General features: G+C 37.2%; 15 protein-coding genes. All 15 read right to left on the reverse strand.

Annotated features, from left to right (window positions below; genetic code table 11):
- Positions 1-59: 59 nt before the first annotated feature.
- The 15 genes from ACORHT_RS05460 to ACORHT_RS05530 all read right to left on the reverse strand — a co-directional run bounded on the left by ACORHT_RS05460 (position 60) and on the right by ACORHT_RS05530 (position 12,589).
- Positions 60-1,652 (reverse strand): terminase large subunit, encoded by a 1,593-nt coding sequence (locus ACORHT_RS05460; RefSeq protein ID WP_434349652.1) that lies wholly within the window; start codon positions 1,650-1,652, stop codon positions 60-62.
- Positions 1,649-2,122 carry a phage terminase small subunit P27 family gene (locus ACORHT_RS05465; RefSeq protein ID WP_001007670.1) on the reverse strand — a complete coding sequence of 158 codons (474 nt, stop codon included), beginning with the start codon at positions 2,120-2,122 and terminating at the stop codon, positions 1,649-1,651. The genes ACORHT_RS05460 and ACORHT_RS05465 overlap by 4 nt, the downstream gene beginning before the upstream one ends.
- Before the next feature lie 44 nt (positions 2,123-2,166).
- Complete coding sequence (locus ACORHT_RS05470; RefSeq protein ID WP_434349653.1) at positions 2,167-2,388, reverse strand: hypothetical protein; 222 nt, start codon at positions 2,386-2,388, stop codon at positions 2,167-2,169.
- 11 nt (positions 2,389-2,399) lie between these two features.
- Entirely contained in the window at positions 2,400-2,612 is a 213-nt protein-coding gene (locus ACORHT_RS05475; protein WP_368396542.1) for a DUF4314 domain-containing protein, read from the reverse strand.
- Between the two features lie 59 nt (positions 2,613-2,671).
- Complete coding sequence (locus tag ACORHT_RS05480; protein ID WP_434349654.1) at positions 2,672-3,844, reverse strand: DNA cytosine methyltransferase; 1,173 nt, start codon at positions 3,842-3,844, stop codon at positions 2,672-2,674.
- Positions 3,841-5,097, reverse strand: coding sequence for a site-specific DNA-methyltransferase (locus tag ACORHT_RS05485; RefSeq protein WP_434349655.1), 1,257 nt, complete (start codon positions 5,095-5,097; stop codon positions 3,841-3,843). The genes ACORHT_RS05480 and ACORHT_RS05485 overlap by 4 nt, the downstream gene beginning before the upstream one ends.
- A gap of 1 nt (position 5,098) precedes the next feature.
- Complete coding sequence (locus tag ACORHT_RS05490) at positions 5,099-5,530, reverse strand: hypothetical protein (protein WP_001058892.1); 432 nt, start codon at positions 5,528-5,530, stop codon at positions 5,099-5,101.
- A gap of 263 nt (positions 5,531-5,793) precedes the next feature.
- The gene (locus ACORHT_RS05495; RefSeq protein WP_049520280.1) at positions 5,794-6,159 is read right to left on the reverse strand and encodes an HNH endonuclease; all 366 of its coding nucleotides are present in this window, start codon (positions 6,157-6,159) and stop codon (positions 5,794-5,796) included.
- A 1-nt stretch (position 6,160) separates the two neighbouring features.
- Positions 6,161-7,198, reverse strand: coding sequence for a methionine adenosyltransferase (metK, locus tag ACORHT_RS05500; protein WP_434349656.1), 1,038 nt, complete (start codon positions 7,196-7,198; stop codon positions 6,161-6,163).
- Positions 7,199-7,247: 49 nt separating this feature from the next.
- Positions 7,248-7,442: a DUF6900 domain-containing protein gene (locus ACORHT_RS05505; RefSeq protein WP_049520278.1), complete on the reverse strand. Its 195-nt coding sequence runs from the start codon at positions 7,440-7,442 to the stop codon at positions 7,248-7,250.
- A 55-nt stretch (positions 7,443-7,497) separates the two neighbouring features.
- Positions 7,498-7,725 (reverse strand): DUF7678 domain-containing protein, encoded by a 228-nt coding sequence (locus tag ACORHT_RS05510; protein ID WP_049520277.1) that lies wholly within the window; start codon positions 7,723-7,725, stop codon positions 7,498-7,500.
- A gap of 185 nt (positions 7,726-7,910) precedes the next feature.
- Positions 7,911-8,393 carry a hypothetical protein gene (locus tag ACORHT_RS05515; RefSeq protein WP_049520276.1) on the reverse strand — a complete coding sequence of 161 codons (483 nt, stop codon included), beginning with the start codon at positions 8,391-8,393 and terminating at the stop codon, positions 7,911-7,913.
- 1 nt (position 8,394) lies between these two features.
- A complete protein-coding gene (locus ACORHT_RS05520; protein WP_434349657.1) occupies positions 8,395-9,762 on the reverse strand; it encodes an SNF2-related protein in 1,368 nt (455 codons plus the stop codon).
- Positions 9,743-10,024 carry a VRR-NUC domain-containing protein gene (locus tag ACORHT_RS05525; RefSeq protein WP_434349658.1) on the reverse strand — a complete coding sequence of 94 codons (282 nt, stop codon included), beginning with the start codon at positions 10,022-10,024 and terminating at the stop codon, positions 9,743-9,745. The genes ACORHT_RS05520 and ACORHT_RS05525 overlap by 20 nt, the downstream gene beginning before the upstream one ends.
- Before the next feature lie 279 nt (positions 10,025-10,303).
- The gene (locus ACORHT_RS05530) at positions 10,304-12,589 is read right to left on the reverse strand and encodes a phage/plasmid primase, P4 family (protein ID WP_414261782.1); all 2,286 of its coding nucleotides are present in this window, start codon (positions 12,587-12,589) and stop codon (positions 10,304-10,306) included.
- Positions 12,590-12,728 lie beyond the last annotated feature (139 nt).

A 12,728-nucleotide genomic window follows, 5' to 3' on the forward strand; every position in this document is an offset into this window, starting at 1 on the left:
TACCTCTTTGTAAAGATGTTTTGTAAATACATTGTATCATCTTTAGATTTAAAATTCAACTAAAAGCTTAGTATTCCTCGCTCATCATAAATACTACTATCATTATTTTGGTGTCTAATACATCTATCAATCCCCATTATAAGAGCAACAATTCCATCGATTTTTTCAATTGATTTCTCTTTATCTGGTTTAATATTGCCTGCAGGGTCTTGGCGCATAACTACGTTTTGCGACATCCATTTTAGAACTGGTTGTCCTCCATGTTGGATACGACCTTCCATCATAAGTTTGAATAATTCCTTTGACGGTGGACTCATATCCTTGTACCCCTGACCAAAAGGAATCATCGTCAGCCCCATATCTTCTAGATTCTGCACCATTTGCGTTGCATTCCATCTATCATAGGCGATTTCTTTTATATTGTATAGCTTTGATAATTCCTCAATGAACTTCTCTATAAAGCCATAATGAACAACATTACCCTCTGTCGTCTTTAGATAACCTTGCCGTTCCCATACATCATACAAAACATGATCCCTACGACAACGAAGTTCAAGAGTGTCTTTTGGTAACCAGAAATAGGGTAGAATGATGTAATTTTCTAGTTCATTCCTAGGTGGAAAAACTAAAACAAAGGCTGTGATATCGGATGTACTTGATAAGTCTAGTCCTGCATAACACTCACGACCTTTCAAACTTTCAAAATTGATTGGTGCATCCCCTTTGTTGTATACATGTTCTGGAATCCAAGCAACCGTAGAATTTGTCCACATATTTAGCCGTAGTTGCTTGAATACATTTTCTTCAGCAGGATTATCAAGTGCTTGTTTATAAGCTTCTCTGACACGCTCTAAGCCAATGGTATGACCTAATGACGGATTTGCTTTTAACCAGTTACTTTCGTCATTCCAGTCCTCTTCATCAGATAAACCATAAACGACAGGATAAAAAGATGTATCTTTCTTTCTGTCGTTTAAAATATCAAGTGCTTTTGTATGTAACTCGTAACAAATTGAATTCTTATCTGTTCCTGCAGTAGTAATGATAAAAAATAAGGGTTGTTCTCGTGCATCCCCTGAACCTTTAGTTAAGACATCATAGAGGTGGCGATTGGGTTGCGCATGAATTTCGTCAAACACGAGTCCTGAAACATTGAGACCATGTTTTGTACCAGTCTCAGCGGATAAAACTTGATAGAAACCTGCATTAGAGTAGTTAACAATTCGTTTCGTAGCACCCATTATTTTTGAACGTTTCTCTAAAGGTCGACTCATTAGTACCATTTGTTTTGCTACATCGAATACAATAGAAGCTTGATTTCGGTCACATGCAGCACCATAAACTTCTGCACTGGCTTCATTATCTGCATAAAGTAGATAAAGAGCAATTGCTGCTGCTAGTTCACTCTTCCCATTCTTTTTTGGAATTTCAATATAAGCAGTTAGAAATTGTCTATTTCCATCTTCTTTAACAATCCCAAATATATCTCGTACTATCTGTTCCTGCCAAGGTAAAAGTATAAACTTCTGACCTGCCCATTTTCCTTTAGTATGACAAAGATTTTGAATAAAAGTCACTGCTCTATCAGCCTTACTTTTATCATAATGTGATGTAGCTAGCATAAAAGGAGTTGGTTCATAATGAAAAGTCATAGTAAACCTCCCAACAAATCTTCCATTTCGTCACCGTTACCAACCTCTGAATCCATGGTAGCTAAACGATTCCTAGCGGATGGGGTTAGACCAAATTGTTCACAAAACTTCAGCATGATTTTTAAATTAGTTTGACTAATTGAAACTTGTGGAACTTGCTGTAAATAACCATTTGGTGTCTTTAAGATAGAACCATGTTTTGATAAAAATTCCTCTGCTTCTTTCCATCGTGCGTAAGCTTGACAATAACCTGCAAATGCAGTCATATCCATTTCCGTCAGTAATCCCATTTGTTCCAATATTTTTCCCATCCGTTTCCATTCCCTCTTAGCATCTTCTTCAAGCCACTGGGGGCAACGTGGAGCCTTCTTTTGAGGTTTTACTTCATTCGTTGGGAGAGGCCGTTTACCAGGATTACCTTCTAGAACTTTTAAATTTGTAGGTTTCGGTTTACGTCCTCTAATTGCCACTAATTCACCTCCTAAAATAAAAAGAACTCAGATTGAGTTCCAAATTATAATTTGTTGTATGTACCCACTATTTCTTGATAGATAATTTTATCAAACTCATCCATTCGGTCAGTGATTTTACCATATTCATAATGAAAAACTATTTCTTTATTTTGTTTAATTTTTAGGATTGCTATCCAAGCTCCATCAATATGTCGGTCATAGGTACTATATTCCCTAAGAAACTCAATATGATAGTGCCGACCATTGAATTCTCTAATTATCATTTCCCACATAACTATCCCAATTTCATTATTTTATCAATTCCGTAAAGTACATTTAAACTTTGTCCGTTATCCCAATTCACTAAAATTGAACCAATATCATCAACACCAATTACCGTACCGAGAGTACCTATAGGTGGTGCAAATGGATCCTCCATTTCGAGTAATTTGACTCGAGTTCCATTGGGATATAATGATTTCAAAGTCTTCACTTTTAAGTCATCCATAATACAACCTCTTCTCTTTTGTTTAGTACATATTAACTCTAAAGTTCATCTTTATCCAGTTATTTCTGATGATATTTTGAAGATAATATAGCACAACCAATAGCATACACAACTGGTACTGTGACTCCGTTTCCTGCTTGTTTATAAAGTTGTGCATCTGAATTTACAGCTTTTGCCTTTTCAAATAAGTCATCACTGAAACCTTGAAGTCTAAAACACTCTTTTGGAGTAAGCCTTCTAATTTTGACAACACGACCATTCCAAACTACTGCGCCCATCTGGCAGCTACATGAAAGGTTGTGAGCTATTCCTCTCCCTACTCTTCCTCTTCTCGTTAATGAACTTGGATAAGAAAGATCAACCGAGTCACCAACCTCCGCCAATTGGTAACCTTGATTTGTTCCGTTCCTAACCTTGATACCTTGTGTCAAAATTGGTTGAACCTCAAGCACTCCAGAGTTCATTGCTGTACGCTTTGTTGCACCAGCAGTATAACGAGCAGTTATACATCTTGCTTCTTCAGTTAACTTTGGTTCAGTTAGTGATTGGTCAATCAGATAAAGACCTGTCTTAGCTCCTAGTCCCCCACCCTCTCCAACAAGTGTTGTTGCAATACCACTAGGATCGTAGACACGGTAGCTTTGCATACCGCCTACAAGTTGCTTAAGATGGCTACCGCTTTCTCTGCTGAGAGGTAGTACTTTTCGTCGACCTTTTCTTCTAAGATGTCCGATAGTATAGATGCGTTCTCTATTTTGTGGTACTCCGTAATCTTTTGAGTTGAACACTTGCCACTCAAGGTCGTACCCTGATTCATCCAAGATAGAGAGATAGTCGAGATAATCTCTTCCCCCACCACTTGATAAAAGTCCTTTAACATTTTCAAGGAGAACCCATTCGGGTTTATCTTCTTCTTTTTGGCTTTTGATGAGTTCAACAAATGTAAAAAAGAGTCCACTTCGCTCACCGTATAGGCCGGCTCGTTTCCCTGCGATAGACACATTTTGACAAGGGCTTCCCGCACACCAGATATCTGCTTTTGGTAATCGTGTTGAATCGATTGTTGTGATATCGTCATGAAACCATTCTCCTTTCGTATCATACATTGCTTCATAAGACTTGCGTGCAAACTTATCTTTTTCACAAAATCCTACACACTTCATTCCTGCTAATTCTAGCCCATTTCGAAAGCCACCAACTCCTGAAAAGAAATCTAGAAATGTTAGTGTCATACTTGTTCCTCCAACTCCTTTAACACTTGGTTATAAGTTAAAACCTCATGATTACGTTGTACGGTTACTTCAGTATCGCCTGTAACTTCTATATAGCGTTTAACAATGACATCCACAAATTTTTCATCCAGCTCGATTCCATAACAAACACGTCCAGTCTGATCTGCAGCTATTAAAGTAGAACCAGAACCTAAAAATGGATCTAAAACTACAGTTCCACGCATAGAAGAGTTTTGAATAGGGTAAGCCATAAGTTGAATTGGTTTCATGGTTGGGTGGTCTTTACTAGACTTAGGACGGTCATATTCCCAAATGGTAGTTTGCTTCCGATCACTAAACCATTGATGCTTTCCTTTTTTCTTCCACCCATATAAACAAGGTTCATGTTGCCATTGATATGGACTACGACCTAATACAAGTGAGTTCTTTTTCCAGATGCAACAGCCACTCAAATAGAAGCCAGCATCTTTAAAAGCTTTGCGGAAGTTAAGTCCTTCTGTATCCGCATGAAAAACATAGATAGATGCATCAGTTTCCATGTGATTTTCTACTTGAGTAAACATAGAAAGGAGAAACTGATAGAAGTCACCGTCAGACATATTATCATTTAGGATTTTCCCAGCCGTCTCTTCAACGTCAACGTTATAAGGCGGATCTGTTACAACTAAATTAGCTTTCTTATCACCAAGTAATTGGTCGTAGGTTTCTGATTTGGTAGAATCACCACAAATGACTCGGTGCTTTCCGAGTTGCCAAATATCGCCACGTCTTGATACAGTTGGTTTCTTCAATTCTTCTTCCACATCAAACTCATCTTCAGACAACTCCTTGTCATGGACATTAGAGAGGATATTATCAATCTCTGGCGGTTCAAAACCAGTCAGGTCTAGATTAAAATCAGACTCCTGTAAATCCAAAAGTAAGTCCGCTAAGAGAGCGTCATCCCATTGACCTGTAATCTTATTGAGTGCAATGTTCAATGCTTTCTCATCTTCTTTAGAAAGCTTTACAATTACACACTTAGCAGTTTCATAGTCAAGGTCTTTAAGAACTGTCAAGCGTTGATGACCACCAATTACAGTTAAATCTTCATTGACAATAATAGGATCAACATATCCAAACTTTAGAAGCGACTGTTTAATTTTTTCATATTCTTTATCCCCTTTTTTCAGTTTCTTTCGAGGATTATAAGCTGCAGGCTTTAATTCTTTCAGAGGAAGTTCTTTTATTTCCATTGTTGGTTGGTTCGTCATTTTAGACTCCTTTGTAAAATCTTATCTGTATGTAGCAGGCATGGCTACAATACTTTCTATTGGGATTGGCATAAGATAAAAATGACTTACCACAACACTGGCAAGTCATTTCTTCATATGCAGTTTGTTCCTTATCATGTTCCTCTTGATGATTTTTCCACCAATTTATTCTGCACCTATCTGAGCAAAATTTCTTCGGCCGTCCAGTTTTATTAGGAACCATAGGTTGAAAACATTGAGGACAGTTTGTACCATCTTGAACTCGTTTCTCAACCATCAAATACGGTAATGTTCCTTGTCCCTTTAACTCAGGATGTCTTTTACAATACTTCTTAACAGAGTCTTTAGATAAACCAATTACTTTAGCAACTTCACCGTATCCTAAGCCATTTTTTCTAAGTAACCAAATTTGTTCTCGTTGAAAGTTATTCATACCTGTTCCTCACTTTTATACTAAAAAATAAGGTTATTTTCGTACCTAAATTTAAACAAATTTACGAAAATAACACTCACTTAATTCTATATTCTTACTGGATTCTTTACTATTTTGAATTGATTTTTATATCCCACCCTATCAATTTTGCGAAATTGTACGTTTGAGGGGGCGTCGGTCTTTTACGGACAAGGATTTAGAGATTTTATCCCCCCCTACCCCAAATTATAAAAGTGAGATATTTTTATAACGTAACTACAATATTAAAACCGATAGGTATATTCCACATACCGGTCAATCGTCTTGGTCTTCCTATCATGACAAGATTTACAAAGAGCTTGCCAGTTGAATTGATTCCAAAAGAGTTCTTGGTCACCTCGGTGGGGAGTTATATGGTCAACCACTGTTGCCTTGGTCAGTCGACCTTCCCTTTGACAGTAAACACAGAGAGGATTGAGCTTTAAGTAACGAATCCGTGCTTTATTCCACCGTGAATTGTAACCTTTAGCTTTGGTTGTCTTGGTATCAAGTGCGTGGTTAGTCTTGTGGTCATCGCAGTACTTGTTTCCATAGGTCACAAGCTTTGGACAACCATTCTTCTTGCAGGGAGTTCTTGGTCTACGTGGCATCTTACTGCTCCCAAGAAAGAGTTGGTTTCGTAAAATGTCCAAAACATGTAGTTTGAGTATAGTCTACATTTAGAAGATCCAACTCCTTGATAATCCCTTTCGGTGTTAAATCGTACCGTTCTCTAATCATTCCTACCAATTGTTTGCTCGTATAGTTACTTGTCCCAAATGTTTCTACATGAATAGAAACCGGTTCTGCGACTCCTATAGCGTATGCTAATTGAACCTCGCATCGTTTAGTATATCCTTCACGAACGATGTCTTTTGCAATCTTACGTGCCATATAAGCTCCTGAGCGATCCACTTTACTTGGATCCTTTCCTGAAAATGCACCACCACCATGATGGGCAAATCCACCATAAGTATCAGCGATAATTTTTCTTCCAGTAACTCCAGCATCTGCATAAGAACCACCAAGAACGAAACGACCAGTAGGATTCACTAAAACATTAAAATCAAGGTTTTGTTTATACTGTTTAGCAACTTTCATCATAGATTCTTTAACAATAGCTCTTAAATTCTCAATTGTTATTTTATCGCTATGCTGAATTGATACTAAGAATGTTGTAATTCTTTTATTGTCATAATCATAAGAAACCTGTGCCTTAGCATCTTTCCCTAAGAGCGGATGCTGAAGTTCCATAAGATTCTCAAGAACACGAGTTGCTAAAACGTAGGGAAGCGGCAAGTATTCGTTAGTTTCATCAGTTGCATAGCCATACATCATTCCTTGATCTCCAGCACCACCTGTATCAACACCTTGAGAAATATCATCACTTTGTAATCCGATAAGATTTGTCACAATGATATTTTTCATTCCTAGTGGTTTAACGACATTTCGAACAACAGTTTTTAAATCAAATAAGGCTGTTGTTTTCATTTCACCAGCAACCACTATATGATTATCTTTGATAAGAGTTTCTACTGCAACCCTGCTATTCTTATCTTGTTCTAAACATACTGTTAGAACTGCATCTGAAATCTGGTCACAAATTTTATCTGGATGACCATTAGATACTTGTTCACTCGTAATAATCATTATTTCCTCCACGCAAAAAGCCTCCCCATTTGGGTAAGGCTCTGTTTTTTTATTTTGCTTTTCTACCTGCTTCATAGGCTTGTTCAAGCATTTCTTTCAATGCCCAAACGCTGATGTCATAAAAGTCAAGGCTGTCGCTATTTCTCGTTTCTAGAGTTTCAGCGCCAATTCTATTTTTTGCGATTTTTGTTAAAATATCCTCTTTCTTCATTGTTTTATCCTCTTTCTTTTTTGTTGTAACCATATTACCTCTAAGAGCGGGATATATCCAGTCATTTGTGCATTATTTTAAAGATATTTTAAACTTTTAAAGTTTTCAAAATCACTTCAAGAATAGCTTCTTGTTCATCAGATTCTGGGTAGATATCCCATCCTCTGTCATAAGAAATGATAGTATTTTCAGCAACCTCAACCTCTAATTTGAATACACATCCTAAATCAATACCTACATCTGATGGTTGGTCACTGACTTTTGCTATGTAATCAACTATTTGTTCGTGATAATGAATCTGACCTCTAGTCCACATGGTTATTCTCCTCTTGTTTTTCTAGGTGTATATTACCGTAGAACCATAATTTTATCCAGTGAAATTAGCAGATTTTTTATCTTTTTTGACATCTTAAGTATATCACAGTCATTTTTAAAAAGCAGTACCATCTTAGTAACAACTTAGTAACAGGGTAGTACCACCTTAGTAACACCCTAGTATCATTATCCATTTATACTCAAGGTTTTTCCTGCGAAACGGTAATATTCTTTTACTTGTTTTAAGGCTTTTTGTCTATATCGACTAACTGTCATTCTAGAAACATTATGCTTAGGTAGTAACTCATCCCATGTCAATCCAGCTAAGACTAAATCAACTACTACATCTCTCATAATTTCATCAACAGAAGAAACAGCAAGTTCAAAGAAATCGAGATCGGTTTTTAAATGACAGTACTTTTCAAACAATGACTCCTGATATTCTCTTTCCTCTGCTAAGAACTTATCATGAAAAGATAGAGCCATATTTTCTGTCCTAACATTAGTTTTACTCGTTCTAACACGTTCTTCATTTGTCTGTCTAGTAGCAAGAGAGTATAGAAAGGCATCTTCTGAAATGGGTTTATAGTTTTCAATCAAGTTCTTTGCAATTATTAAATCTCTTTTTGCATCTTGATAGTGTTGGAAATAGTAGTCTACTTTATCCATATCAACCTCCTACTTGTGCTTTTACTGCTTCAATCAAACGTGATTGTTGTGCATCCTTAGCAGTTAAAGCTTTTAGAATATCATCATCAATTGTACCTTCCGTTACAATATGCTGAATAATGACTGTGTTTGATTGTTGCCCTTGACGCCAAAGTCTAGCATTGGTTTGTTGGTAAAGTTCAAGAGACCAAGTTAACCCAAACCACACTAAGTGATGACCTCCCTTTTGTAAATTTAGACCATGTCCTGCACTAGCTGGGTGTAGCAAACCAACAGTGATGTTTCCTTTATTCCATTCATGAATATCAGCTTCACTTTTTAGTACTGTGCTTTGAATCCTAAGTTTATTAAAACGTTCTTGAATACGTAGTAAATCATGTTTGAACCAATAAGCAACCAACACAGGTTCTCCATTTGCTGCTTCAATAATATCTTCAAGTGCATCTAGTTTTTGATCATGTAACTTGATAATTTTATGATCATCAGAATAAACTGCACCATTTGCCATTTGAACCAGTTTATTGGATAAACTAGCAGCATTTGCTGCTGTTACTTCAATTTCGTCAGAATCAGTAAGAACTGATTGCTTTTTAAAGTCCTTATACCTCTTTACTTCTCCTTTTGTAAGATGGACTGATTTTTTCGTTGAGATTAATGTTGGCATTTGTAGATAATCCATTGCTTTCATAGAAATTGTGATATCATCAATCTTGTCAAAGATTTGACACTCTGCATAGTCCATTGGAATATATTCATAAACCACATTTCCATTTCTACGTCCCTCTCTAAAATAACGACTTCGGTATTCTCCGATAAAACGTCCCAAACGGACACCGCCATCAATGACTTTGAACTCCGCAAATAGATCCATCAATCCATTAGAACTTGGTGTTCCTGTTAAACCTACCACTCGTTTCATGTAAGGGCGCATGGCCATAAAAGCTTTAAAACGTTTTGATTGCCATGATTTGAATGAACTTAATTCATCAATGACAATCATATCCCACTTGAAATGCGGATGACACTGTTCAACTAACCAAGGGATGTTTTCACGATTTATGATATAGATATCCGCATCTTTATGGAGTGCTGCTTGTCGTTGTTTAGGACTACCTACAATTTTTGAATATCTCAAATGAGACAGTTCTTTCCACTGCTCTATTTCGTCACTCCATACTGTATTTGCGACCCTAAGTGGAGCAATCACAAGTACTTTATGAATTTCATAGCGATCAAACATCAGTTCATTAATAGCTGATAAGGTTGTAGCTGTTTTTCCCATCCCCATGTCTAAAATGACTGCTGCATAAGGAGTTTTTATGATGAAGTCTTTGGTGACTTCTTGATAGTCATGCAGTTTCAATTTCATCCAATATCCCCTCAATATCTTTCTTATTATCTAAAACATAGACACGAAATCCTAAAAGTTCAAATAGCTTATGCCGTGACACCTGCAAAGATCTAGGATGTTGATTAGGTGCTTTTACTTCCACCAAACCAAACTTCCCATTTGGTAAAAATACCAAGCGATCAGGTACACCTGAAAAAGATGGTGATAACCATTTAGGACAGACTCCACCACGCTTTTTAACCTCGCTTACTAACTTTTGTTCAATCATTTTTTCTCTCATACTTGTCCTCTCATCAGATTTAAATGGTGGAGGTCTAATGAGGTCATTTCCTAAACTTTCCTTATATACTTTTTCTTAGTTAAATTTCCTATAGAGATAGTTTTAGAAAAGACCATCACTGACTTACACTAAACAAAGAAATGGAAGTCGTGGAACTTAATTCATAAACTTTTTGACCATACTTCACAAATTATTTTTCACTGAATACTTCAACGACTTACACTCCAAAAATACTTGAATTAAAATCTAGTGGTAACACAGTCTCGCTTGTGTAAGTCATTAGTTTAGAAAATCATCGTCATCAGCTTTTAATGATAACCCCATAATAAAATTCCCTTTATTAGTTCGTTTTCGTTCGTAACCAGCTTGATTAAGTGCAGCATAGAAATCAGTTGTACTTCGTGTGTATTCCAAATTTTGAAGGCAATATGCACGATACTTACTGTACAGTTCTCCTGATTTCTCACTTAATGTTTCTCCCACGACACAACTTTCATTGATGAAATGCCCCAACCAGTCATTAGCTTCACGGTAAGATTTGACAGAGTTTATTACTGCTTTTGGAACTGATGTTTTAAAATTTGCTTTGATGGCTTTTTCCGCTCCTTCAATAATCCACGATAAAATTGCTGGTGCCGCATTGTCATACAAATGGTCCGCAAAGTTTTTGATGTCAGAGCGGCCAGTGATTTTAGCATTAAAAGGAATAACAACCAAACGTCGCCACGTTCCATCATCGTTCGCTCCTACTTTAGGCAGATGGTTAGTGTAAAGAACTAGCGTGTGTGACGGCACGAAGTGAAAAGGATCCTTGTACTTTTTCTCAGCTTGGATTTCATCAGTTGAAGTAATCTGCTTAACAACAGCTGTATTGAGTCTCATGCCTTCTGCCATCTCAGAAGCAATGACCAGTCGTTTCCCTTTTAGCTCAGCAAGCTCAGGACTCACGTTACGCTTGTTTGACATGGTTAAAGCATCCGCAGATAGTTTTCCTGAATAGCTCCCTAGCACACGAGCGATGGTATTCCAAAAAGTAGACTTGCCATTTGCTCCACCACCGTATGCGATAATCATGTGTTCTTGGTAGACCTTTCCAATAGCAGCCATACCAATTATTTCTTGAACATAATCAATTAATTCTTGGTCATTACAGAAAAAGGTAGCCAATGTTTCCTGCCATAATCCCAGTCCCTGATCACTAGGAGAGATTGCGGTTATTTTAGTTATATAGTCTTCAGGATTATGTTCTTGTGACCCATTTATTCCTTTTCGTAAATCATAGGTAGCCTCTGGGGTATTGAGTAATAAGTCATCACTATCTAATTCTGACAATTCTACTGAAAGCATTGGTTTTGCTGTATTATAGACAGCCATCAAATTCTTATAGTCACGATGTTTCATAACAAATTTATGAAACTCTTTGGCTGCAAGATAGGCTTTTAAATATTTTAATTGGAGTGGAGTTTCAACTGCATTTTCTAGACGCTTTCCTCCTGCCTTAATGGTCAATTCCTCAATACCTGAAGACTGAAGTTGCTTCTCTGCAGATTCCAAGAGTACATTCGCTTCAGCAAGTTGTTCATCGGTAAAGTGTACAACTGCACCTAATGCCAACTGCTTATTCTCACGCCAGTGAGTTCCATCATAGTAAAGATAGTCCGTTGCATTGGTGTAAGCTAACTTCTTGGCATACTCTCTAGCAAGAACTCCCGCTTCCCCAACATCCGAGTAATCATCCGGTTTTAATGTTTCTCTATTGAAAGCATCTGGAGCCACATAACCTTGCGAGGTTTTAATAGTTCTGTTGTAGAATCGGATTGCACTTCCCCAGATGGTATCCAACTCTGCTTTATCAAGTGGCGGTACACATTTCTGTGCCTGCTCATCAAAGCCATCTCTTGCTTCTTGGGTCACGCCTAAACGTTTGAGAATCTTAGCCGCAAAAACCGACATTGTTGAATTACGACTCCCTTGCTGGATTGGACCACTTGGTGGAGTATAGAATTCTGCATCAAAATCTTCCTCGTCATCAATAGAAACAGCTTGAAACAAATCTTCATCAATAGTTAGCCATGAATCATGCCAAACAACTTCTGCTTGTGGATTTCCAAAGAAGAAACGTGCCGCATCTTTGGCATTATCATCAAAGAACTTGTACTGATTACAAAGTTCTTCCTTCATGGCCACATAGATATCCTTATCTGCCACCTCGTTGATTTGGAAGTAGATATGAAATTTAGGTCTTGGAACTTTTCCTGCCTTTACCTGCATATGACTTCGACTAGTTACCAAGGCAAAGTTGCAATCCGCAAAGATTTCTTTTAATCGCTCAACTGTCATCCATTCATCTGGATTTTCAGAATGGTCATTATCAATATCCATGACCAAAACGTCCGACTTGATAAAATTGGCATTTGAGCGTGCATTGTTTAAGAATATCCCTGCCACATGGTCAAATTGCACAACAGTTTGTAATGATATTTCATCAATAATGGTTACTTGATTGGGATAGACCGTGGTTGTCTGAACCCCAGTCTGTCCAGAATGAGATAAGGTAAATTGCATTATGCGCCCTCCAAATGTAATTAATGATATGGGGAGATTTTCCCTCCTACCTTAATAGGTAGAACTACGACTCATTTTTCCGCCTCTTAATAAAAATTTTTTCAAAAAAAATAATCTTCCTTTATATAGCTAGAGGAAG

It is taken from the genome of Streptococcus sp. KHUD_014, from assembly GCF_051106275.1.
Taxonomy (GTDB): Bacteria; Bacillota; Bacilli; order Lactobacillales; family Streptococcaceae; genus Streptococcus.

Excerpts from the sequence above, each read along its gene's own strand:
- ACORHT_RS05460 (WP_434349652.1), bottom strand. The coding sequence starts at position 1,652 with ATGACTTTTCATTATGAACCAACTCCTTTTATGCTAGCTACATCACAT.
- ACORHT_RS05470 (WP_434349653.1), bottom strand. The coding sequence starts at position 2,388 with ATGATAATTAGAGAATTCAATGGTCGGCACTATCATATTGAGTTTCTT.
- ACORHT_RS05475 (WP_368396542.1), bottom strand. The coding sequence starts at position 2,612 with ATGGATGACTTAAAAGTGAAGACTTTGAAATCATTATATCCCAATGGA.
- ACORHT_RS05480 (WP_434349654.1), bottom strand. The coding sequence starts at position 3,844 with ATGACACTAACATTTCTAGATTTCTTTTCAGGAGTTGGTGGCTTTCGA.
- ACORHT_RS05485 (WP_434349655.1), bottom strand. The coding sequence starts at position 5,097 with ATGACGAACCAACCAACAATGGAAATAAAAGAACTTCCTCTGAAAGAA.
- ACORHT_RS05490 (WP_001058892.1), bottom strand. The coding sequence starts at position 5,530 with ATGAATAACTTTCAACGAGAACAAATTTGGTTACTTAGAAAAAATGGC.
- ACORHT_RS05495 (WP_049520280.1), bottom strand. The coding sequence starts at position 6,159 with ATGCCACGTAGACCAAGAACTCCCTGCAAGAAGAATGGTTGTCCAAAG.
- metK (WP_434349656.1), bottom strand. The coding sequence starts at position 7,198 with ATGATTATTACGAGTGAACAAGTATCTAATGGTCATCCAGATAAAATT.
- ACORHT_RS05505 (WP_049520278.1), bottom strand. The coding sequence starts at position 7,442 with ATGGTTACAACAAAAAAGAAAGAGGATAAAACAATGAAGAAAGAGGAT.
- ACORHT_RS05510 (WP_049520277.1), bottom strand. The coding sequence starts at position 7,725 with ATGTGGACTAGAGGTCAGATTCATTATCACGAACAAATAGTTGATTAC.
- ACORHT_RS05515 (WP_049520276.1), bottom strand. The coding sequence starts at position 8,393 with ATGGATAAAGTAGACTACTATTTCCAACACTATCAAGATGCAAAAAGA.
- ACORHT_RS05520 (WP_434349657.1), bottom strand. The coding sequence starts at position 9,762 with ATGAAATTGAAACTGCATGACTATCAAGAAGTCACCAAAGACTTCATC.
- ACORHT_RS05525 (WP_434349658.1), bottom strand. The coding sequence starts at position 10,024 with ATGAGAGAAAAAATGATTGAACAAAAGTTAGTAAGCGAGGTTAAAAAG.
- ACORHT_RS05530 (WP_414261782.1), bottom strand. The coding sequence starts at position 12,589 with ATGCAATTTACCTTATCTCATTCTGGACAGACTGGGGTTCAGACAACC.